This window comes from Bacillus sp. CZDM1 (assembly GCF_055502545.1).
Window position 1 is genome coordinate 58490 of sequence record NZ_JBUESO010000015.1, and the last position, 24617, is coordinate 83106.

16 protein-coding genes are annotated in these 24617 nt (G+C 39.5%); 1 reads left to right on the top strand and 15 read right to left on the bottom strand.

All coding sequences use genetic code 11. The features are described 5' to 3' along the window. Positions 1-20 precede the first annotated feature (20 nt). The 12 genes from galT to ACY3XC_RS24600 all read right to left on the bottom strand — a co-directional run bounded on the left by galT (position 21) and on the right by ACY3XC_RS24600 (position 19547). Positions 21-1502: a UDP-glucose--hexose-1-phosphate uridylyltransferase gene (gene galT / locus ACY3XC_RS24545; protein WP_464870923.1), complete on the bottom strand. Its 1482-nt coding sequence runs from the start codon at positions 1500-1502 to the stop codon at positions 21-23. Positions 1503-1507: 5 nt separating this feature from the next. Then, positions 1508-2497, bottom strand: coding sequence for a UDP-glucose 4-epimerase GalE (galE, locus tag ACY3XC_RS24550; protein ID WP_464870924.1), 990 nt, complete (start codon positions 2495-2497; stop codon positions 1508-1510). Further along, the gene (locus ACY3XC_RS24555; RefSeq protein ID WP_464870925.1) at positions 2494-3675 is read right to left on the bottom strand and encodes a galactokinase; all 1182 of its coding nucleotides are present in this window, start codon (positions 3673-3675) and stop codon (positions 2494-2496) included. The genes galE and ACY3XC_RS24555 overlap by 4 nt, the downstream gene beginning before the upstream one ends. 134 nt (positions 3676-3809) lie before the next feature. Then, positions 3810-6038, bottom strand: a complete 2229-nt coding sequence (locus tag ACY3XC_RS24560) for an alpha-galactosidase (RefSeq protein ID WP_464870926.1) — start codon at positions 6036-6038, stop codon at positions 3810-3812. Between the two features lie 91 nt (positions 6039-6129). Continuing rightward, entirely contained in the window at positions 6130-9156 is a 3027-nt protein-coding gene (lacZ, locus tag ACY3XC_RS24565) for a beta-galactosidase, LacZ type (RefSeq protein WP_464870927.1), read from the bottom strand. Positions 9157-9194: 38 nt separating this feature from the next. Further along, entirely contained in the window at positions 9195-10013 is an 819-nt protein-coding gene (locus tag ACY3XC_RS24570; RefSeq protein WP_218781222.1) for a carbohydrate ABC transporter permease, read from the bottom strand. Then, positions 10006-10902 carry a carbohydrate ABC transporter permease gene (locus tag ACY3XC_RS24575; protein ID WP_179159542.1) on the bottom strand — a complete coding sequence of 299 codons (897 nt, stop codon included), beginning with the start codon at positions 10900-10902 and terminating at the stop codon, positions 10006-10008. The genes ACY3XC_RS24570 and ACY3XC_RS24575 overlap by 8 nt, the downstream gene beginning before the upstream one ends. A gap of 173 nt (positions 10903-11075) precedes the next feature. Then, the gene (locus ACY3XC_RS24580) at positions 11076-12365 is read right to left on the bottom strand and encodes an ABC transporter substrate-binding protein (protein WP_464870929.1); all 1290 of its coding nucleotides are present in this window, start codon (positions 12363-12365) and stop codon (positions 11076-11078) included. 177 nt (positions 12366-12542) lie between these two features. Then, the gene (locus ACY3XC_RS24585) at positions 12543-14300 is read right to left on the bottom strand and encodes a sensor histidine kinase (RefSeq protein ID WP_464870930.1); all 1758 of its coding nucleotides are present in this window, start codon (positions 14298-14300) and stop codon (positions 12543-12545) included. 14 nt (positions 14301-14314) lie between these two features. Then, entirely contained in the window at positions 14315-15832 is a 1518-nt protein-coding gene (locus ACY3XC_RS24590) for a response regulator (RefSeq protein WP_464870931.1), read from the bottom strand. Positions 15833-16012: 180 nt separating this feature from the next. Next, the gene (locus ACY3XC_RS24595) at positions 16013-17794 is read right to left on the bottom strand and encodes an ABC transporter ATP-binding protein (protein ID WP_464870932.1); all 1782 of its coding nucleotides are present in this window, start codon (positions 17792-17794) and stop codon (positions 16013-16015) included. Beyond that, positions 17781-19547 carry an ABC transporter ATP-binding protein gene (locus ACY3XC_RS24600; RefSeq protein ID WP_464870946.1) on the bottom strand — a complete coding sequence of 589 codons (1767 nt, stop codon included), beginning with the start codon at positions 19545-19547 and terminating at the stop codon, positions 17781-17783. The genes ACY3XC_RS24595 and ACY3XC_RS24600 overlap by 14 nt, the downstream gene beginning before the upstream one ends. 206 nt (positions 19548-19753) lie before the next feature. Here ACY3XC_RS24600 and ACY3XC_RS24605 point away from each other — a divergent pair, with 206 nt between their 5' ends. Beyond that, complete coding sequence (locus ACY3XC_RS24605) at positions 19754-20629, top strand: helix-turn-helix transcriptional regulator (RefSeq protein ID WP_179159474.1); 876 nt, start codon at positions 19754-19756, stop codon at positions 20627-20629. Between the two features lie 102 nt (positions 20630-20731). Here the strand turns inward: ACY3XC_RS24605 and ACY3XC_RS24610 are convergent, their stop codons facing one another. The 3 genes from ACY3XC_RS24610 to ACY3XC_RS24620 all read right to left on the bottom strand — a co-directional run bounded on the left by ACY3XC_RS24610 (position 20732) and on the right by ACY3XC_RS24620 (position 24505). After that, positions 20732-22144, bottom strand: a complete 1413-nt coding sequence (locus ACY3XC_RS24610) for a sigma-54 interaction domain-containing protein (RefSeq protein ID WP_464870933.1) — start codon at positions 22142-22144, stop codon at positions 20732-20734. A 95-nt stretch (positions 22145-22239) separates the two neighbouring features. Then, a complete protein-coding gene (locus ACY3XC_RS24615; protein WP_464870934.1) occupies positions 22240-23016 on the bottom strand; it encodes a 3-hydroxybutyrate dehydrogenase in 777 nt (258 codons plus the stop codon). A 52-nt stretch (positions 23017-23068) separates the two neighbouring features. Further along, positions 23069-24505 carry a GntP family permease gene (locus tag ACY3XC_RS24620; protein WP_464870935.1) on the bottom strand — a complete coding sequence of 479 codons (1437 nt, stop codon included), beginning with the start codon at positions 24503-24505 and terminating at the stop codon, positions 23069-23071. Positions 24506-24617: the final 112 nt, after the last annotated feature.

The following is a 24617-nucleotide window of genomic DNA, read 5'->3' on the forward strand; positions in this document are numbered from 1 at the left end:
CATGCTGTAAGCTGATTAACCTATGATAAAGTCATGATAAAGCGCTTGAACCCGGCTTTGCCCTCTTCATTTCTCTTATAAACACCAGCATCTTCTAATACTTTTAAAAACTTCTTACCAGTCTCTTCTCTCACGATTGCTTCTACATTTGATGGTGTTGCCACAGCTTGATACTCTTCTTTTAAACCTTTTGCCCAATCCATATGGTATTCAGCAACGATATCGGTTTTTCCTAGAATGAAACTTTCAACTTCTTGAAGTTCAGCCTTTAAGCGTGCTGGTAAAACAGCCAGCCCCATTACTTCGATTAGCCCAATGTTTTCCTTCTTAATATGATGAACATCCTGATGAGGGTGAAAAATTCCAAGCGGATGTTCCTCACTAGTCCGATTGTTCCGTAAAACTAAATCTAATTCATATAAATCTTGTTTCTTTCGTGCAATAGGTGTAATGGTATTGTGCGGAGTATCACCTGTTTTGGCATGGATACCAACTGTGTCGTCGCTGTAATTTCTCCATTCTGATAAAATATGCTCGCCGGCTTCCACCAGCGGTCCAATTTCCTCAGAGCGCAATCGGATAACTGACATAGGCCATTTAACAACGGAACCATGAACATTCGGGAACCTATTTAACTCAAAGTTCCAATCATCCTCTGCTTTTGCCATCGCAAATTCATAATGCCCCCCCTGATAATGATCATGAGACAAAATGGAACCGCCGACGATCGGCAGGTCAGCATTGGATCCAACAAAATAATGAGGAAACTGCTCGACAAAACTTAAAAGACGCTTGAAGGCATCCGCAGTAATCTTCATATCCCTATGTTCCTCTGACAGGACAATACAATGTTCATTATAGTATACATATGGAGAATACTGTAGAAACCAATTCTCTTCTAAAAGATTTAACCTGATCATGCGGTGATTAGAGCGCGCCGGGTGACCAATTCTTCCTGCATACCCTTCATTTTCAACACAAAGCAGACATTTTGGATAGTCATTCTTTTTTGCGGCCCGTTCGCGTTCAATACTTATAGGGTCCTTTTCTGGTTTCGATAGATTTATCGTAATGTCCAATTCACCATATTCAGTGTCTACCTTGTACTCAATATTATTGCGAATCCGCTTCATCTGAATATAGTTACTATTTTTACTTAATTCATAAAAAAAATCTGTCGCGACTTGCGGATTTTTTTTATATTTTTCGTTAAATATTTGATTAACCGTTGATGGACGTGCCATAAAGCAGTTCATTACTTTACTTGCAAAAATCTCTTTTTCATCAAAAATATCTTCAATAATCCCTTGTTCACAGGCGTATGCTGCAATTTGCTCAAGTAAATCTGGAGTCTCTAAATTTGACTCTGCGGCACCTTCCTTAAACTCTACTAAATGCAAGAGTGAAAGAATTTGATTGCGAGCATAGATTTCATCCTCAGGCTCGATTAATTGAGCAGCAATGGCTTGATTGATTAATTGTTGGATTCGTTGATAAATCATACCATTCACCCCTCATATCCATTTGGATGATGCTGGTGCCAGTTCCACGCATCGCTGATGATTTGGTGTATCGAGGTTCTTGTTGGATTCCACCCAAGGACGCTTCTGGCTTTTTCAGATGAGGCAATTAACGTACTAGGGTCGCCCGAACGGCGTTCACCGAATTGAACAGGAATATCAATACCTGTTACTTCTTTTGCTGTTTCGATAATTTCTTTTACCGAAAATCCTTGGCTGCTGCCCAGATTAAATACATTACTTTCCCCGCCATTTTGCAAATATTTTAGTGCAAGAAGATGCGCAGCAATTAAGTCTTCAACATGAATGTAATCACGGACACAGGTCCCGTCTGCTGTATCATAATCTTGTCCAAAGACCGTTACCGCCGGCCTTTTACCTAAAGCAGCCTCTAATACGACGGGAATCAAATGTGTTTCAGGGTTATGGTCTTCTCCGATCTCCCCGCCGCTTCTTGCGGAAGCAACGTTAAAATATCGGAGTGAAACATATTTTATGTCAAATGCCTTTTCACACCAAGCAATCATTTTTTCCATCGTAAGTTTTGTTTCACCATAGGTGTTCGTTGGTTTTGTCCGAGCCTCTTCCGTAATAGGCACAACCTTCTGTTCACCATAAACCGCGGCTGTCGACGAAAAGATGATAGGTTTCACGTTAAATTCTAACATCATTTCGAGGACAATTTGTGTACCGAATACATTGTTGTCATAGTATTTTAAGGGCTCGATCATCGATTCGCCAACGAGAGAGTTGGCGGCAAAATGCAGGATGGCTTCAATGTTTTCTTTTTCAAAAACAGAACGCATAAACTCACGGCTGCGGATATCCCCTTCATAGAAATGTGCCTTTGGATGAATGGCATCACGATGGCCAGTTTGTAAATTATCGATAACCACCACTTCTGACCCCTGATCAATTAATTGGTAAACAGCATGAGAACCAACATAACCGGCCCCGCCTAAAACAAGAATACTCATTCAAACTCCCCCATCTCAATTTCTTTTGCACCATCGCCAATACTTGCTACATAGAAATCTGCAGGATATCCAATTTTGTCCTGATAAGCTGCACCAACATTAGCAATAAAGCTATCAACCTGTTCATATTCAACGATTGCAATGGCACAGCCCCCGAATCCAGCTCCTGTCATGCGTGCGCCCATTACACCTGGCTGTTTCCAGGCTGCTTCTACTAAACTGTCAAGTTCAATTCCAGTCACTTCATAATCATCTCGCAGTGAAATATGGGATTGATTCATTAACTGTCCAAATGCCTCTAGATTCCCAGCCTTTAATTCTTCAAGAGCCTTAAGTGTTCTTACATTCTCATACACGGCATGTTTCGCACGCTTACGAACCGTTTCATCAGGGATTAAGGTTTGATTCTCATCAAATTCTGCTTCCGTCAGCTGTCCAAGTGCTCCTATTGAAAGTTTTTGCTGCAGCTGTGACAATGCTTGTTCACACTCTCCACGACGTTCATTGTATTTGGAATCTGCCAGCTCTCTGCGCTTGTTTGTATTCATGATTAAAATCTTGTAACCTTCAAGTTTAATTGGAGCGTACTGAAAGTTCAATGTCTGGCAATCAAGTAAAATTCCTGCATCCTTTTTACCCATACCAATCGCAAATTGGTCCATAATGCCGCTGTTGACACCGATAAACTCATTTTCGACTTTTTTACCAAGCAGAATCATATCCAGACGCGGAATTCCTAAGTCAAATAACCCGTCAATAAGCACTCCTGTCAATAACTCAATGGATGCAGAAGATGAAAGTCCTGCTCCATTAGGGATATTCCCTTCAATTACACACTCAAAACCTTGTGGAATATTGTATCCTGCTTCCTTTATATAACGAATCATCCCCTTCGGATAATTCGCCCAATTATGCTGCTTATCATAATCTAATTGTGTTAAATCAAATTCAATGATTTCTTTGTCCGGAAAGTTTACGGAGTAAAGTCGGACAAGATTGTCATCTCTCTTTTTTGCTACGGCATACGTTCCATAAGTAATTGCACAAGGAAATACATGGCCACCGTTGTAATCCGTATGTTCACCGATTAAATTAATTCTCCCCGGAGCAAAGAATGCCTGCTCGGGCTGGGCGTCAAATATTTCTCTGAATGTTGTCGTTAATTTTGTGATGTTCATTGTCGTCCCTCCAACTATATATGCTATGTGTTTAGTTTAATCCATTTAGTTAAAGAAATCTATTGTTTTTACTAAAAATTTTACTAAAAAACAAAAAGGCAGTGTATATCTATATACACTGCCTTTTTAATAGTCTAATCCACCTGTTCATCCGTACATTTTAAATAAAATATATATGATTGGAAGTCGCCTCTTCGTTTCGATGATCCCAAGTTTACGCCGTTAAACTCCGTAGGAAGTAGAAGACCCACTTGCATAAGCTCATCACCATAATAGGTTCGCCCATCCACTTCATATAATCTATCTTTTGATAGTCCACAAAGTCGTAATGTTTGCTGTTTTCGGGAATTCGCTGCAGCCAATACCTTATAATAGCCGACTAGGGCTTCCGATTGGTCTGGACTAACCACCATCCAAGCTGTCTCATTACCAGAGAAAGGACTTAATAACCGATAAAAATGGCCATTCCGAATCAAGCGGCGCTGCTCTTTATAAAAAGCTACCTGCTCTTTAATCTCCTCTCTTTCTTCCTCCGTTAAAGAGTGTGGATCTAGTTCATAGCCAAACGTTCCAAAGTAAGCCGTATTTGCCCGTGTAGACAGCGGTGTCTCTCTAAATGTTTGATGATTCGGAACATCTGATACATGGGATCCCATACTATACAATGGATAGGCAAAGGATGTGCCATATTGAATCTTTAACCTTTCGACCGCGTCAGTATTATCACTTGTCCAGGTCTGCGGTGCATAATACAGCATACCAGGGTCAAAGCGCCCGCCGCCGCCAGCACAGGATTCAAACAAGACATGAGGGAACTCACTTGTTAACCTTTCATACAGAGAATACACACCTAAAATATAGCGATGGAAAAACTCGCCTTGCTGATTGGCTGCTAATTTTTGTGAGAACGGCTCCGTTATGTTACGATTCATATCCCACTTAATATAAGACAGATTTGTTTGCCTAATAATCCCCGACATTTTTTCGTACATGTAATCAACAATTTCAGATCTGGAGAAGTCGAGTACCAGTTGATTACGCCCTAATGTACGATGCTGGTCCTGCATTCCTACAGCCCAATCAGGGTGCTCTTTAAACAACTCGCTGTTTGGACTAATCATCTCCGGTTCAAACCAGAGACCAAATTTTATTCCGACATCATTAATCTTTTTTGCCAAACTTTCTAACCCATTCGGAAGTTTATTAAAGTCAACATGCCAATCTCCTAGAGAAGAAGTGTCATCATTCCTTTTTCCAAACCAGCCATCATCAAGGACTAACATTTCAATCCCCAATTCACTGGCAGACTTCGCAATATTTACAAGCTTTTCCTCATCGAAATCAAAGTAGGTGGCTTCCCAGTTATTGATTAATATCGGACGATCTTCTCTTTTCCATTGTTCTGGAATCAGGTTTTCACGGTAAAGCTGGTGGAGGGCTTGACTCATCCCATTTAAGCCTTTATCCGAATAAACCATGACTACTTCAGGTGTTTGAAACGTTTCTTTTGGTTGAAGACCCCAATTAAAACCAAAGGGATGTATCCCCACCATTACCCTTGCCATGTCGTAGTGGTCTACTTCAACCTGCATGAGGAAATTACTGCTATAAACAAAGTTAAAGCCGTATACTTCACCGCTATGCTCCGTAGTATCTGGCCTTCTTAAAGCTAAGAACGGATTATGGTGGTGAGAGCTGGCACCCCGTAAACTAGAAATCGATTGAATTCCACTTTCAAGCTTCCGCTCCTTCACATGCCTTTCACGAGCCCATGCCCCTGCTAAATGAGTAAAAATAAAATCCTTATCCGGCAGGTCAAGTGCTGCCCCCATCAATCGTTCAATCACAAGTTTCTCTGGACCATCGTTTGTCAAAGAGGCACTTCTTGTAATCACAGGCTTATCCGGAAAAATCGTATAGTTTAATCTTAATTCAGCTTGAAGGAATTCATCCTTTAGTAGAATCTGTAGTGTACTTGCTTCGTTGCCGTACGTTGCTGGAAGTCCCTCAAGACGCGGCTTTCCTTCTAACACGCTATAGGAGTCATATACAAAAGTTGGAACATGTGAATCCTTTTCTTTCTGGACAGAAATGGCTGGTTCCCGGAAATCCGAATTTCCGTAAGCAGGATACTCCTGTCTTAGTGTTTCTAAGACAAAAGCTGGATCATCTGCATACACATGGCAACTGGCACCAGTTGGAACATCATAAACTTGTAAATGGGAAAAGTCGTCTCTATGACGCAATGCCTTTCCATAATAAAGGTGGCCTAACTGGCCATTTTTCATCACGTGGAAAATATAACTCACTTGGCCATTTGTTAAATGAAATTGTCGGTTCACTTGATCTACATGTATGTGCATAATCTGCTCCTTGTATATAAAATAAAGAGCCTGAGCATTCAGGCTCTTCCAAGCTTTCACTTAGTTTTTCAATGAATTTCTATACGAGAAATCAAACCCTTTGAATTAAAAATTCAAATTCCAAATCTTGATTTGCCTTGATAAGGTGTTCGTCATGAACAGGTGCTCCCCAGCTGTCATCCCCGCCAACACCCATCTGCTTACCGGCAACTGTAACAACGGTATAATGGACAGGTGGAAGTTCATAGATATGCTGGGCATTTTCAAGCTCGAAAGCAGTATATGGACTTACGTTACAATCCAACGGTTCAGTGACCGAAGAAATTCTTATTCCCTGACCGTTTCGGTTTGTCACGCTGACACGGCGGACACCGGTTCTGTTGCCAGATTCCTGTGGCATCACATATCCTGATAAGCTATCTGAAACCTGATTCTTAAAGGTAGTGAGCTTTGCTCCCATTGCCCGGTCAGAATAATTCTCTTTTGGTCCCATTGCATACCATTCTAATTGATCATAATCAGCAGGAACCTTGAATGACACTGCAAAAATTGGCAGCTGTGGTAAATTCGCGGCACCCTTATACCCAGACTTTACCCGAACACTTCCATCCGGATAAACCGTGTATTCTGTCTTAACCTCAATATCTGGATTAATCGAGAACTTATAGGTAAAAGCAACACAAACATTATTGCCGTTTTCTTCTACCTCATTTTTTACACACTTTCTCGCTAAGCTCGCGGCAAACCAAAGCCCGGAATGGAAACCTTGAGAATATCCACGGTCATTGTCCGTCGTCGCTCTCCAAAACAATGGTGCCGGCGGCAATGAAATCATCTCTTTGCCAGCATAGTTCAGTGACACTAACGTTCCCGCCCCCTTTGAGAACATAACGGTAAAGTCGCGGCCATGAACACCAATATTGACATCACCATGTGCAACTCGTAAATCACCGCTAGGCTGGTCTATCTCCCTTGTACCCACTTGATAAACAAACTGACCGAATGCAACTTCATACCCTTCTTCTGCCCATAGAGTACTTTCCCTCAACACAAGTGATGTTTGAATGCAATACTCACCTGGTTCTTCACTGAACACTTCAGGGATATCAAGCTCAAAACGTTCCTCACTCTGCGGTTCGACACTAGCAATCAACTTATTACGGTATAATTCCTTTCCTTCACGGAATAGAACATACTCCAACTCATAGTCTGCCGTAGTGGAAAACAAACTTTCATTTTTGACGGTTACACCTGTCCCATTTGCTACTAGTTTGAAATCTTGATATAAAAATTTCACTTCCTGCATTTTAGGAGAAAGCTCTCGATTCGCATAGACAATTCCGTTTGTACAGAAGCCGTAGTCTGTCGGACGGTCGCCAAAATCACCGCCATAGGCAAGGTATTCATTACCGAAACGGTCCTTTTTATAAAGTGATTGATCAATATAATCCCAAATAAACCCGCCCTGGTACATTGGATACTTCTGCTCTAAATCGGTATATTTGTACATACCGCCAAGTGAATTGCCCATTGCATGCATATACTCACAGCTGATGTAAGGCTTCTCGGGGTTCTCACTTAAATATTTTTCAATATCAGCTGGTTTCGCATACATACGGCTTTCCATATCACTCGTAGCGTTATAATCACGATTATGGAATACTCCTTCGTAGTGTACAAGTCTGCTAGGGTCAACCTTTTTGAAATATTTCGAGACATTCAAAATGACTTCACCAGCGTACGATTCATTACCACAGGACCAAATCAAGATCGATGGGTGATTTTTATCCCGTTCAACCATGGAGATTGCACGGTCCATGACAATAGCTTCCCATTCCGGCTTATTACCTGGAATATTCCAAGAAGGCTCTACCTCCCCCATCTTTTGCCATGACCCATGCGTCTCAAGATTCATCTCATCAATGACATAAACACCATATTCATCACATAATTCATACCAATAGGTTTGATTTGGATAATGTGAGGTACGAACTGCATTAATGTTATGACGTTTCAGTGTTTTAATATCCCAAAGCATATCTTCTTTTGTAATCGCCCGGCCGTGACGGGGGTTGAATTCATGACGGTTCACACCCTTGAATACAATTCGTTCTCCATTAAGGTGCATAATTTTATTCACGAGTTCAAATCTTCTAAATCCTACCTTTTGTGGAACCACTTCAACTAAACTACCAGACTCGTGATAGATTTGTATAAATAATTTGTATAAATATGGATTTTCCGCATTCCATAGTGCAGGCTGCTCAACAGCAAGGTTAATCGACCACTTGCCATCGATATTTTCAGCTTCGCCCGTTTTAACAAGAATACCCTTGGCATCCACTAATTCTGCCGTTATTTTTGAAGCAGCCGACCCTTGAAGCTTTAAATCGGCTGAAAGTGCCCCTTTTGTAAAAGTTGAATCTAGTTCAGGACGAACATGCAGGTCAGAAACATGAGTTTCCGGAACTGTATAAAGATAGACATCACGGAAGATTCCTGAAAATCTCCAAAAATCCTGATCTTCCAGCCAGCTGCCGGTACTCCGCTGATAAACCTCTACTGCCAGCTTATTCTCTCCATCTACTAAATAAGGGGTAAGATCAAACTCAGCCGGTGTAAAGGAGTCTTCACTGTAGCCAACGAATTCACCATTTAACCATACATAAAAGGCAGCTTCTACACCTTGAAAAGAAATATAGACCGGACTATTTTGCATAGTAGTTGGGACATTGAAATATTTCACATAACTCCCAACTGGATTATGGTCGGTGGGAATTTCCGGCGGACGAAGTTCATGATGCCCATCCCATGGATACATAGTGTTGACATATTGCGGCTGCCCGTAGCCTTGGAGTTGGATATGTCCTGGAACTGTAATACCCCCCCAGCCTGCGCAAGGGTAATCTTGCTCGAAAAAGTTTACAGGTCTATGGTCTGGATTAATACTGTAATAAAACTTCCAGTCTCCGTTTAATTCATGACGCATTTTCATTTGGGCAGCACTTTTTGCCTCCGCCAATGTTTCATAATAGACATGGTCTGAATGGGCAGGAATACGATTCACTGCAAATACATTCACATCTGTAAGCCAATTTAAACTCGGGGTGATTTTCATATCTATCACACATCCTATCTACAATTATCTGAAATTCATTATTTTACAGAACCCATCATTCCGGCAACAAAATGCTTTTGCATAATAAAGAAAATTAGTGCTGCTGGCAGGGTTGCAATGACGATGGCTGTCATAATAACACCAAAATCAGGAGAATAACTTGAACCTAGGTTAGAAATCAGCAATGGAATCGTCTGATTTTCCGGTGACTGAAGCACAACAAGCGGCCATAGGTAGCTGTTCCAACTTGCCATGAACGTAATGATTGCAGCAGCTGCATAGGTTGTTTTCATAGTTGGAATATAAATTCTGAAAAACACACCTAACTCCGTTAAACCGTCAATCCTTCCTGCTTCAAGTATGTCCTTTGGAAACATCTTCGTGCTTTGTCTGAAGAAAAAGATCAGAAAGGCAGTGGTAACCGTCGGTAGTATAACAGCCGAGATGGTATCAATACCAATCAATGGTGCAGTTTGTGAAATCGTTCCAAACATACGGAATAACGGCACCATTAATGCAGCAAAGGGAATCATCATTGAAAGCAATAGGAAGTTAAACACATAGTCCTTTGCTTTGCTCTGGTAAATTTCAAATCCGTAACCCGCCAAAGAGGCAATAAGCATCCCAACCAAGGTTGTAATAATCGAGATTTTTGCTGAATTCATTAATGCAGGAACGAGATCAACTGTTAGCAAGAGATTGTTTAAGTTCTCCATAAAATGACTGCCTGGCAATAACCTGCCTTTTGTAACATCGACTGATTTGTTCGTTGAACTGACAATCATCCATAAAAATGGAAAAATAGAAATAATAGCAGCGACTGTAAGAAACCCATAACCGAAGACTTTTTTAAGCATTTTTATCACCTGCCACTTTAAACTGAATAATAGAGAAGATAACAATCAGTATGACAATCGCATATGAAACAGTAGCCGCATAACCAAAGTCCGGAGTATATTTAAAGGATAGATTGTAAATATACTGGGAGATGGTCATCGTAGCATTCCCAGGTCCACCCGCCGTAATATTCATAACCTCATCGAACAATTGAAGCGTACCAATGGTGGAAGTAATCGAAGTAAACAAAATAATTGGTTTTAACATTGGAATGGTAATCTTGAAAAAAGTTTGAATAGATGAAGCTCCGTCTATTTTCGCCGCTTCATAAATAGATTGATCAACATTTTGCAGTGCAGATAGATAGAAAATCATATTATAACCGGTCCACCGCCATGTGATTGCAGCAATAATCGTGATTTTTGCCCAGAACGGATCAGTTAACCATTGAATCGGTTCTGCAATCAGTGACATCTTCATTAACATAATGTTCACGATGCCATCCTGCCCAAATAAATATTTGAACGTAACAGAATAAGCAACTAGTGAGGTTACGCATGGTAAAAAGATGGCAGTACGGAAAAATCCTTTAAATTTCAATGCTTTATCATTCAGTAAAACAGAAATAAATAATGCTAGAATAATCATAATTGGTACTTGAATGATTAAATAAACGACTGTATTCTTTACCGTAGTCAGAAATACCGGGTCTTTTAATAATCGTGCATAATTTTCAAGGCCGACAAATGTTAAGTTTGTTCCCCTGCCGGATTGTAATGACATCATGAAAGCTTGAATCATCGGGTAAAAGTAAAATAAACAAATCATCACAGCAGCTACAGCAACAAACGACCAGCCTATAGCTGTGTTTTTCACTCGGAGCCCCCGAGTGGATTTTACTTTCTGCATGGGTGGGTTGGCTTTTGCAGGTATCACATCTAGTCAGCTCCTTACCTATTTATATTTCTTCTCGTTTGAAATTTTTTAAAATAAAAGCCCCGTGAAACTCGCCTGACACTGTTCGCTCCACTAAACCGAAGGGGAGAAGCCGGCGAGTACCCGAAGCTTACACTCTTATAAAATTATTTCACCTGTGTTTCAGCTTGGCCTTGAGCGTCTTCTAACGCCTTATCAAGATCTTTACCTTTAATAAAGTTTTGTGCTTCGACAGCTAGAATGTCCTCGATTGCATATGTGTGTAAACCGAAGTTTACTTGTGGAATTTCAGCAGTCCAGTTTGCGAAATCAGCAATGATTTTCTGTCCACCAAAGAACTCGTCTGCAGCTTGGTAGGCTTCACCTTCAGAAGCTGGCCTATACGTACCAATTGCACCAATTTCTTTATTGATTGTTTGATAGAACTCAACATTTGATCCAAAGGTTTTTGCTAGGAAATCTGCTGCTTTTTCTTTCCCTGGTACATTCAGAACATACCATGAGCTTCCGCCTAAGTTTGAAGCGTTAACAGAATCCGCTACGCCAGGAAGTGTAGGGAAAGGTACAACCGCCCATTTACCAGATTGTGAAGCTTCTGCTTTAATGGAAGGAGTGATCCAGTTACCTGTTGGGACAGTTGCAACTTCCCCGCTATTAAAGCCAGCTAAGAATTGACTCCAGTCAGATACAGGTTTCACTAAATCCGCGTCTAAAAGCTTTTTATACGTTTCAAAAGCAATTTTTAGTGCTTCATTGTCTGCCAAGTTAGGTGTTACACCATCTTCTTCTAAGTACCATGAACCAGCAGTTTGGATCATCATACGAATCAAGCCGAGGTCATTTGGGTCTTGTGTTAACATTTGCTTACCAGTTGTTTCTTTGACCTTTTTACCAATTTCAATGTACTTGTCCCAGTCGATATTTTGTAGATCTTCAACTGTATAACCAGCTTGCTCTAAATAATCTGTTCTTACATATAATCCTGTTACACCAGTATCAAATGGAAGACCATAGTTTTTACCTTCGAAGCTTGTTGGAGCAATTTTATAATCTGCAAAGTCTTCTGCTTTAAATGATCCAGTCATTTCATGGAACATGTCAGGATATGCTTGAAGGAAACTTTGTGCTCGATAATCTTCAATTAAAACAACATTTGGAAGCCCTTTATTAGTACCTGAGCTCAAGCTTGTGTTTAGCTTTTGAATAATGTCATCTTGAGCATTTTCAATAATTTCAATCTCTACATCTTTATTTTCAGTTGCATAAGCTTCTTTTGCTAATTCCATAGCTTTAATATTAAAATTTGGATCCCATGCCCATACGGTTACTTTATTTGTATCTTTTGCCTCTCCGGAAGTATCTTTTGTTTTTGACCCCGAAGAACAGGCAGTCAATAACAGTAGGCTTACTAAAAATAGAGCAAGTACTTTCTTCATTGATATTCCCCCAAGTGATATTTTTATTTGTATTGTAAGCGCTATCCGCCTTACACTTCCTATGTTAGCACCAGCTTGGGGTTAACTGTTAGGACGATATTTTTAATATTTTGTACTATTTTCAGATAATTGGTCACGTTTACATTTTCAAATTTGTGCTTTTTTTAGATTCTTGTATTATTTTTGAATCGGCAATGTTATCCGGACCTTTGTCCCTTCTCCAAGGCTGCTTGAGATGGTGACTCCGTATTCTTCTCCATAAATTAATTGAATGCGCTCATGTACATTTCTTACACCAATGCCAGAGAAATGCTGCTGTTTACGCCTCGTGTTTGGAAGAGTGTTATCCTCTGAAACTTCCATTCCGTCACCATTATCGATAACTTCACAAATCAAGGTATTCCCATCCTGCCAGATAAGGACATTGATAAATCCTGCAGACTTACGGATAAATCCATGGAAAAAGGAGTTTTCCATAAAAGGCTGAAGAATCAGTTTCGGTATTTGAAAATCCATGCAATCAGGCGTAACAAAATAGTTTACCTTAATCCGATTACCATACCTTTTTTGATTAATTAATACATAATTCTTTAGATTATCCAGTTCCTGGTTAACCGTAATGGTTTCACTGACATTGCCAATCGTGTTCTGCAACAAAGAAATAAATGCATTAATCGTCGCTTCCGTCTCTTCTTTTCCGCCCTGCTGAACCATAAATTTAATGGATGTAAGTGTATTGTATAAAAAATGCGGGTTAATTTGCTGCTGCAGGGCAGCTAGTTCAGCGTTTCGTTGGTTTTTTTGTGAGATAACAAGCTGGTCCACATACTCATGAAGCTCATCGAGCATCGAGTTAAATGCATACCCGATTTGCCTTGTTTCATAAGTACCCGAAACGGTAACATACTTGTCAAACTCATGCTTAGAAGTACTCCCAATTTGCTTTACCAGCTTTGATAACGAGTTGGTCATTCTTCTTGATGCGAAGAACACAATAATCAGTGCAACAAAAACAATACCCATCGAAATAAGCACGATCTGCTTCTTATCGATTAGAGTGCCGAAGGCTGTTTCTTTATCGATGATATTAAACATATACATTTCAAAAGATGGAAGATACTCCATCAAGATTATTTGTTCTTTTCCCAAAAAGTTTTTAATCATGTAATCTTTTGGTTCAGAAACTATCTCATTGGCGTATTGAAGCAGTTCCTCCGACTTGTTGCCGATTAGCTCTGATTGATTGCTCGACATAATAACACCAGATTTATTTACTAAGAAAACATGATTACCAGGACTAGTGTAGCTTGAATAAAACTCTCTAAATTCATTTTCTTTAATAGCAAAATACATCGTACCATAGACATTTCCAGAAGTTCGTTCCATTAACGCTTTCGATGTAACAATGTAACGTCCATCCTCTTTATTAGGGCGCTCGTCGTATTGGTACATCAACCTCTTAGGTTCCCTAAGCGTATTCTTGGTAATGTCACCCGTCTTCAACTCATCATCGGTAATTGGCCAATAGGTCCGATCAGTCGCGTAAATGATTCCATTTGTACCCGTGACGATGATACTTGTTTCGAAAGTATCTACACTTGATTCAATTCGGTTCATCTGCTGACCCAGCGTATAATAAGCATTCAAGCGCTGAACATTGGTAGCCTTTTCTGTAAGAATTCTCTTAATGGTGCCGCTCTGCAATAAATTGTTAGAAGCGACGACGACCGAATAATTATATGTCTCAAAGCTATCTTTCACCTGGTCCATTACTTTCGCATTCGTGATACTGAATTTCTCAAAAAAGAATTGTTCTGACATCCGAATCGTTGTCCACGTTATGGTGACGGAAACGGTGATAATGATGATAACACTAATTAGAAACATGGTGATAAATAGATTGTTATGTCTAAACCGTTCAGGAATTAATCTCATCTTGATACCATCTCTTATCTCGTGTTTTGTTTTCTTCTATATTGGCTTGGCGAAAGACCCGTTACCTTTTTAAACACTTTACAAAAATAACTGTGATCGGAATAACCAACCATTCCACTGATTTCGGATATCGTTACCTTTCCCTCAACAAGAAGCCTTGAAGCTTCTTCAATCCGAATCCGATTTAAATATTCAATAAAACCTTCACTATTATGCGTTGAAAAATAACTTGATAAATAGGAAGGATTAAAATGGAAATGCTTCGCAACATCTTTGAGGGTTAGCGGCTCCGCATAATGGTCCTTGATGTATTCTAACAGCTTTTTCATATTTTGATTGTCAAGATGATTTTGGGAAGAAGAAATACATTGCTTTGCTTCCGTAATAAATTTGTTCAATTGATTTTTTGCCTCTGTTGCAGTTTGTGCTTCTTCAATCGACTTAAAATAGGAATACTTGGCATGATCCAATTCCTTTGCGTTGTACTCCATGTTCCCGAGGAGCACCGTAATATTAAAGACAATGTTGCCGATAAAAGACTTGTAATCGTACACATCCAACGTATAACAGTTAGATAGAGCTGATACATGTTCCTGAAGATACTTAAAAGCAGCTTCAAAGTTCTTCCGCTTAAATTCACCTGTAAACCAATCCAAATTGAAACTGTCATACTGCGGCTCTGGATAAGGTAAATCCTCTTTCATTAAAAGGTTCTGCTCGGAAAAATAAAAACGATAATTCAAAAGTTTTTCAAGGCCTTCTTTGTATATAAGTGCTAACTGCGAAAGGTCGGTGAATGTTTCACTAAGAGCAAAACCATAGCCTTCCATTGACTCCCCAAGTTGCCTAACGCATTCAATCAACTTAGAAAAATCATCTCCGTTTACAAGGACTATGGTTTGATCGAAATGAAAGGAATAATCCTCCACCCCTAACTTATCTTCAAACTTTTCCTTTATTGGATTGGGCAGTTCAGTTTCCCCAGTTTGTAGTACAACACCCAATAAACAAAAATTACGATAAGGAAACACTTCAGAAATCTTCTCAACATCAAAATGAACTTCATATCCTGCTATCAATTTCTTAATAATTTGCCCGACGGAGAGATTCGCTGAAACTTGCTTGTCCATCATTTGAAGAGACGGAATTCGCTCAGCAGCTGCCTTCAACGCTTTTAGGAGCCCCTTCGACTCGAGTTTCGGCTTTAGAATATAATCAACTACTCCACTTTGAAAAGTTGAGCGGACATAATCAAACTCTCCAAAACTACTTAAGATAATAACTTCAATTTCTGGATAGCGATCCTTGACAATTCTAGTTAATTCTTCACCATCCATAATCGGCATTACAATATCTGTGATTATGATATGAGGATGTTTCCTCTCAATCAATTCGAGTGCTTCTATACCGTTGGACGCTTCACCAACAATTTCGAACCCTTCTTGTTCCCAACTTAAATAATGCTTAATTCCTTGTCTAATTAATTGTTCATCGTCAACAATAAGTACTCTTCCACGTTCCCCAACTGTCAATCTCGATCCCTCCAGATGGTGAAAAAATTTGATATTCCCATTCTAATATACTTTCTCCCATTTGGGGAGGACTGAGTGTATTGACTATTAGCGGGCTCTCTTTTCCGAGCTATTAAACGAAAGTGACCCAATAGGAAAATCCCTATTGGGTCACTTACTTTACACGCTTACTCTAATGGTTTATCCCACGTCTAATGATTGATACTGTGATTGATGCAGCTTCCAATAGTAACTTTTTTGACTTATCAATTCTTTATGAGAACCTTCCTCTATGATTCTACCTTTATCAATAACAAGGATACGGTTGGCATTTTGAATGGTGGAAAGACGATGTGCAATAATAAAGGAGGTTCTCCCTGCCAGCAGTGTTTCCAGTCCTTTTTGTAAGGCAAGCTCCGTTTCTGTATCGATGGAGGATGTTGCCTCATCAAGAATTAAAATCTTGGGATCAGCTAAAAGCGCTCTTGCAAACGAAATCAACTGCCTTTGTCCAGTAGAAAGCCTTGTGCCTCTTTCGTTCACCTCCGTTTTATAGCCCTCAGCCAATCCGGTAATAAATGGATGTGCCTGCACAGCCTTCGCTGCTTCCATCACTTCTTCATCTGTAGCATCAAGCCGTCCATAACGGATATTATCCATAATTGTACCTGAGAAAATAAAAGGATCCTGAAGCATGACACCCATTTGCTTTCTTAGAGAAGCAATGGTTACCGAATGAATATCAACTCCGTCTATTTCAATTGTGCCGCTGCTTACATCATAAAAACGACTGAGCAAACTAACGATCGTTGTCTTTCCTGACCCTGTAGCCCCAACTAGAGCAATACTTTCACCAGGATTCACATTTAGATAAATGTTTTTAAGAATCTTTTCCCCTTCTTCATAGCCAAAACTAACATCTTTAAACTCCACTTTTCCCTTTATCAAAGGAAGCTCAGAAGCAATCGGAAGATCTTTAACGGTCGGTTTTTCATCTATCATTTCAAATATTCTCTCTAAATATGCCGTAGCATTAATGATTGCATTATAGAAGTTCCCTATATTCGCGATCGGTGCCCAAAACATCCCTATGTACCCCACAAAAGCAACCAATGCTCCAACTGTTACTCCATCACCAATGAGAGAGATCCCGACAACATAAATGAGTGAGGTCGTAAGTACGGAAATGTTTTCGATCGATGGCCATAGCAGGAACTGGATCCTCACAGCCCTCATCCACGAGCTTCTATAACTGTCGGATACTTCACTGAAAATCCGTTTGTTTTCTTCTTCCCTTGTAAAAGCCTGCGTCACTTTAATGCCATTTATACTTTCATGAATATAAGCATTCATGTTGGATTGTTTGTTACTTAACATCTGCCATGCCTTCCGCTGGGCATTTTTAATGAGCAGGATTACCGCTGCAAGGATTGGAAACCCAATCATCGCCATAAGGGTTAATTTTACATCAATCGCTAACATAAAACCTATAATCACAAGAAGACTGAACAGGTCAGTAATCAAATTAATTAATCCATTCGATAGTAAATCACTTAAGGAGTTTACGTAGTTTACCACCCTCACCAAAATCTTCCCATGCGGTCTGCTGTCATAGAAGGTAAACGATAGCTTCTGTAAATGTGTAAACAAGTCCTTCCTTATCTGGACGATGACACTTTGCCCAATCTGGGACATCATTCTAATTTTATATTTCATACATATCCCAGTAATGATTATGGCAATTAAGTAAATACCTGCAAGAACCATTAAGCCGCCTATATCCTTGCCTGGAATTTCCTCGTCGATGGCTTTACTAATTAAATATGGTCCAATTAGGTTCGCTCCACTGGCAATCAACATAATAAAAACAGTAAATAGGATCTTTTTTTTGTACGGCTTTAAATAAACCATCAACCGCTTAAGCTGTGTAAAACTAAATGGAGATTCCAACTCTTCATCCACATCAAATTTATTGCGAGCCATTGAGATAATTCACCTCCTCAACATGCACACCATCAAAGTTTCCAACTTGATTCTTAAACACTTTATAGTAACTTCCTTGTTTCGCAAGCAATTCTTTATGATTCCCTCTTTCAATGATTGTGCCATTTTCCATTACAAGAATTAAATCTGCATCTTTTACAGAAGAAATACGATGAGCAATAATAAAACAGGTTTTTTCCATTAGAAATGACTTTAATGTTCTTTGGATACGCAGCTCTGTTTCCATATCCAACGCTGATGTTGTATCGTCCAATATCAAGATGGATGGATTTTTTAATATCGCCCGCGCTAAAGCAATCCGCTGCCGCTGTCCTCCGGAAAGCCCTACTCCCCGTTCACCAATAATGGTATCGTACCCCTCTGGCAGCTTAGTAATAAAATCATCTGCTTCTGCCATTTTGGCTGCAGCTTGAACGGCATGGAAGGAAGCATTTGGGTTTCCATAAGCTATATTTCCTTCTATGGTATCTGAAAAAAGAAATATATCCTGCATAACGGTAGCCATACTATTTCTCAATTTATGAATATCCCAGTCTTTAACATTAAGCCCATCCACTCTTACTTCCCCTTTGACAGCGTCATAAAACCGGCTTAGGAGATTGACTAATGTTGATTTACCTGCCCCTGTAGGTCCAATAATGCCCACCGTTTGTCCCTGTCTAATCTTGAAGCTTATATCATTCAACACTTGTTCGTCCCCATAACTAAAGGAAACTTGGTCAAATTCCACAACACCTTTGAAATGTTTCACATTGTACCTTTTTGTTTCATTCTTTATTTCTGGTTCTGTATTTAATAATTCTTCTACCTTTTCAGCCGAGGCCACAAACCTTTGGACGTCATTTAGTAACCACCCAGCCATTCGCATTGGATTATTTAATGCCCAAATTAATGAATTAAACGTGACTAACTCACCCATAGTCAGAGAATTATTAATGACCATGTATCCTCCAACTACGATCATTACCACTGTTAATACTCCTGCAAGGGAATCTAGAATAGGCAAATACTTTTCCCAGACTCTTGAGGAGTCAAGATTCTTCTCCTTGAAGGCTTCATTTTCTTTTGAAAACTTTTCAATTTCGTACCCTTCCTTCGCAAAGGCCTTTACGACTCGATTGCCGCTAATATTCTCCTGCACAACTGAATTTAACCTGGCAAACTGTCCCCTAATGGCTGAAAACGTTGGTTTGACAGTAAAAGATAAACGCATCGCAAAGAATCCGATAATCGGTGTAACCGCAAGCATGGCTAAAGCTAACGGCGGATGGATATAGAACATAAACCCAATGGCAAATAACAGGATCGTAATATTCTCAAATATCATATAAATGGTCCACGCAGTAAAATGCCTGACAGCCTCCATATCCCCCGTCATTCGAGCCATGATATCTCCTGTTCTGGTCTGATCGAAAAACCTAAAATCTAAAAGGTTAATCCGCTCATATAATTTTTCCCGTATGGTGAAGATAACACTTTGAGAAACTCGCTCGAACATTAACTGATAATTATAGCGAACGACTGTCTTAATAAGTGTTATGCCAATCATTGAACTTAAAAAAATCCATAACAGCTCATTCTCTTGACCATAAATAACCTTATCCACGATTTTCCCAGCGAAATAGGGGTTAAGCATATTTAATACAGAAACCACTAATGCTAGAAAAAGGCCGCAAAAAAGCCTTATCCGAAAATTCCTTATATACCCCCATACCCAGCGCATGTTTTGCATCATTCGCTCAATCCCTCCCCGATGCTTAAACATAAATACATATTATTATCGTAACTCCCCTTATATGTATTTATATTTAACTTTCATTCTTAAATCCTAGTAACAAAAATAAAACATTTATGAACCTATTATATGGTTATAATGAAAGAATAAAATGCAAAATCCTAACAAAGATTTGCACAATCCTAACATTAAAGGAGATATAAATGCTTCAATTATTTGCCCCTCCCCTGCCGACTTTGCTTGCTGCTGGTCAAATTACATTTGATATTGGACAATCACATATAAATCGTAAGAATATCGGTGTTTTTGATTTGTTAGTTGTCACAGAAGGACAATTGCATATGGGTGAAGATAACCATCAATTCCAGGTTAAGAGAGGGGAGACGCTCATCCTTTACCCCGATCGGCACCATTTTTCTATATCACCGTGCGACCAAATTACTCACTTTTTTTGGATTCATTTCACCGCTTCCAAAGGCTGGCAGGACCTAACGATATCTAAACCCTTCCAAAATGATGAGAATGCAACTGGAGAGTCGAGAAATCCTTTTGTTGAAAGTCCTTTCGGAATTACACTGCCACAGTATTGTAAATTATCTAATCTAGAAACAGTCGAACACCTGTGCACACAAATTATTTCTTCTGACCACGAGTCCATCTATACGGGGGAATGGCAGCGTCAAATTCTCTTTCAACAATTACTTCAGGAGCTTTCAACGCATATGAAACTAGCAAACTCTATGCCTGCATTTGCAGTAGCAGAAAAGGCTGCTGTCTATTTGAGGAAAAACTATGCCCAAAAGGTCACTTACGAGGATCTTGGCCATGCCCTCAGGTTCCATCCTAATCATATTGCAAGATGCATGATCCAGGCCTTTGGCTGCACGCCGATTGAATATATTAATAAAATACGTATAGACCAAGCAAAGATTCTGCTGCTTTCAACAGATTGGAGTACAGATAGAATTTCAGAGGTTTGCGGCTTCACCCAGTCGGCATATTTTAGCAGAGTCTTTAAAAAACTAGAAAAATTAACACCCAGTCAATTTCGAAAACAATATGTTGGGAACATTCAGTAAGGAAACCATCTATCTGAAATATCCTTAGATCCTGCCTAAATCAGGAAAAACCCATAATTCCACAAAGAAGGGTATCTTCCCAATAGGAAGATACCCTTCTCTTTAATGAATAGAATAAATTTTACATTTTTCATAGAATTTAGTTTTCCCTACTTCAAGTAACCTTGCCGCTTCTAGTTTATTACCATTTGATATGAAAAGAGCATTTAAAATTGCCTGCTTTTCCACTTGTGCAAGTGTTTCTTTTAATGACTGAACAGGCATGTCTGCAACGTTTACTGATTCGTTCACGTTTGATATTTTAGGAACACTTACTTCTTCATAATCTCGTAAATATAATGGCAGGTGCGCAATTTCTATTGTGTCCCCGTCTAACACATTGATAGACCTTTCTAGAACATTCTCGAGTTCTCGAATATTCCCTTGCCACTTATGCTGATTGAGTCTCTCTACTACTTTATTAGAAAGCTTGATTCCTTTCCGATAGAATTTTCTTTCTAGCTTTTCTAGTAGATTAATGGATAGTAACGCGATATCGCCTTTACGCTCTCTTAGTGGGGGAATTTCAATTTTGATCACATTTAACCGGTAATATAAATCTTGACGGAATGTTCCTTCCTCTACCATTTTCTCTAAATTTCGATGTGTAGCGGCAATGATGCGAACATCTACAGGTATTGACTTTTGACCGCCGACAGGAAAGATCTCCCGCTCCTGTAATACTCTTAAAAGCTTACTTTGCATGGCAAGCGGCATATCACCGATTTCATCAAGAAAAATAGTTCCAAGATTAGCAATCTGAAATTGCCCTTTCTTTCCGCCCTTTTTGGCACCGGTAAAGGCACCCTCATCATATCCAAATAATTCAGATTCAAGTAAATGTTCTGGAATGGAGGCACAGTTTATTGGAACATAAGGAAAAGATACACGCGTGCTGTTATTGTGAATGGCAGAAGCAAACAATTCCTTACCCGTACCTGATTCTCCTAGTAGTAAGACAGCAGATTGGCTGTTAGAAACTCTTTCTGCTAATTTTTTGACAGCAGTAAAAGAAGGACTATTGCCTATTAAGTGCCTAAAGTAATATTTGCTTTTAACCTTTTTTTCAGCTTTTGTTTTATAATAGTTTACTTCTTCAACGAGATGCTGAATTTTATTCTTGTATACTAACCAATCTTCGGGATTACGAAACATAACCGTTCCAACAGCACCTACTAATTCACCGTCAATAATTAGAGGATAACGGTTTGCAATCATATCACTGCCGTTGATAGGCTGAAGGGCGGCCAGCTCTTTTTGTCCGGTTTTGGCGACGATATGCATCCTTGAGTTCTCAATTACATCTTGAACATGCTTTCCTATAGCTTTTTCAACCGTGGTGCCTAGAAATTCACAATAAGCTGCATTGATATAAAGAATAACGCCCTCTCGATCAACCACAACAATACGTTCACCTGCAAGATTAATAATTTCTTCAATCCAAAGATATGGGATTTTTTCGGTACCTAGTTTCATATCTATTCACCCTACTGATTTGTTTAAGTTAATTATAACAAGAGTTTTCCATTAAAAGAATCCTGTTCGGGAATACCGAGCAGGATTTCTTTTGGTTATTGGACTGTATAACCGCCATCTAAAATAACGGCTTGACCGGTAACTCCTCGTGCTTTATCACTAGCCAAGAAAGCAGCATAATCAGCAATTTCGGATACGGCTAACAGCCTTTTTTGAGGTACAAGCGTAAGGAGAACATCATCGATTACACGTTCAAGACTAACATTTCTTGTGCTGGCCAAGTCTTTAAGCTGGTTTCTAACTAAAGGTGTATCCACATAACCTGGGCATAGTGCATTAACCGTGATTCCATGCTGTGCTCCCTCTAAAGCAGCAACCTTTGTTAAACCAATCACTCCGTGCTTCGCGCTATTATAGGCAGCCTTTCCGGCAAAACCAATAACACCGTTAATCGAAGCCATATTGATGACTCTTCCAAAGCCCTGTTCTTTCATGATCGGGAATACATGTTTAATCCCAATAAACGGAGCTGTCAGCATCACTTTTACTAAGAACTCAAATTTTTCAGTAGGGAATTCCTCGATGGGAGAAACATATTGAAGTCCAGCATTATTTACTAAAATATCGATTCTTCCAAACCTGCTATGTGCAGAACCTAAAGCATTCTTGAATGCTTCCTCATCCGTTACATCACAAGGTGCGGAAAAAGCTTCATACCCTTGTCCTTGCAGTTCTTCTGCAACCATGTCACTCTTTTCTTTATTTAAATCAGAAATGACCACTTTTGCTCCCTCTTGTGCAAAAGTCTTAGCGATTTCTAACCCTATTCCACTTGCAGATCCAGTAATAAACGCTACTTTTCCTATTAACATACCGACCCCTCCTAAAATATCTAATTACAAATCTATGTAAGGTTCCTTGATTTTATACAAGACCGAGGAAAGTATAGACAGCAATAATGAAGAATACAGCGATTGTTTTAATGATCGTAATCGCAAAAATGTCACGATAAGATTGCTTATGCGTCAAGCCTGTTACCGCTAAAAGGGTAATAACTGCACCATTGTGTGGAAGTGTATCCATACCGCCTGATGCCATCGCAACGACTCGGTGCATAACTTCTGGCGGAATATTTGCTGCTGCAATCGCCTTATTGTATTGATCAGCCATAGCTCCCAACGCAATTCCCATACCACCAGAGGCCGAACCAGTAACACCTGCAAGAGTACTAGTTGTAACCGCACCATTTACTAGCGGATTTGTAAAAGTAGTAGAAATGCCATCACTAATTTTTGCAAAACCGGGAAGTGCAGCAATAACACCGCCAAATCCATATTCCGCACCAGTATTCATCGTTGCTAGTAACGAACCGCTAATACTTTGGTTGATACCTTCTTTAAATTTATTAGATACTCGTTTCCAATCATATAATAGAGAAGTAATAATACCGACAACTAATGCCATTTCAATTGCCCAGATTGCTTGATTCGCTGTTACGTCGATTGTGTATGGTAAACCGATCGCTTTAAAATCAAATCCATTTGGGTACCAATTTGGGATAAACGTAATGAAAAGTTTATTGGTAACACCAACAAGAATAAGCGGAACAAACGCTAAAATTTGTCTTAAAACCGATTGATTTGAAGTCAAATTAGGTGTTGGTTCTTCTTTTTCTTCAATTAAGTCTTTAGCTAAGGCAGCAGCATTCTCAGCACCGAAGCCATAATAGCCTTCTCCAGCGCTTTCTGCCTTTTTCCTTCTCATTTCCAGGTATAATAAGCCAATCGTTAAGACAAAAATGGCGCCTATGATCCCAAGGATTGGTGCTGCATAAATGTCTGTTTTAAAGAAAGCAATTGGAATAACGTTTTGAATTTGCGGCGTTCCTGGTAAGGCATCCATCGTGAATGTGAAAGCACCAAGTGCAATTGTACCCGGAATAAGTCGTTTAGGAATATTTGCTTCTCTAAACATTTGAGCAGCAAACGGATAGATAGCAAATACGGCTACGAATAAGCTAACGCCGCTATAGGTTAAGATTGCCCCTAGTAAAACAATCGTTAACATGGCACGTTTTGCACCTAATATACGTACGATCGTCTTCGCAATAGATTCCGCAATCCCTGACATTTCAACGACCTTCCCGAAGATTGCTCCTAGTAAGAAGACTGGGAAGTAGGACTTAATGAATCCAACCATTTTCTCCATAAATACCCCAGAGAAGAATGGTAAAACCTGACTTGGATCAATAAATAAAACAGCTAAAATGGCACATAATGGTGCAAATAATATTACTGAAAAACCACGGTAGGCGGCGAACATAAGCAGTCCGAGCGCCAGAAGAATAACTATTAAATCCATTTCAATCCCCCTATATTTTTATTTTGCAAGCTTCAAACAAAATACCCCTTAGTAAGCGTTTCCATTCAATGCCTACATTAAAATTAATGCAAGTTCTATGCCAAATGTACGT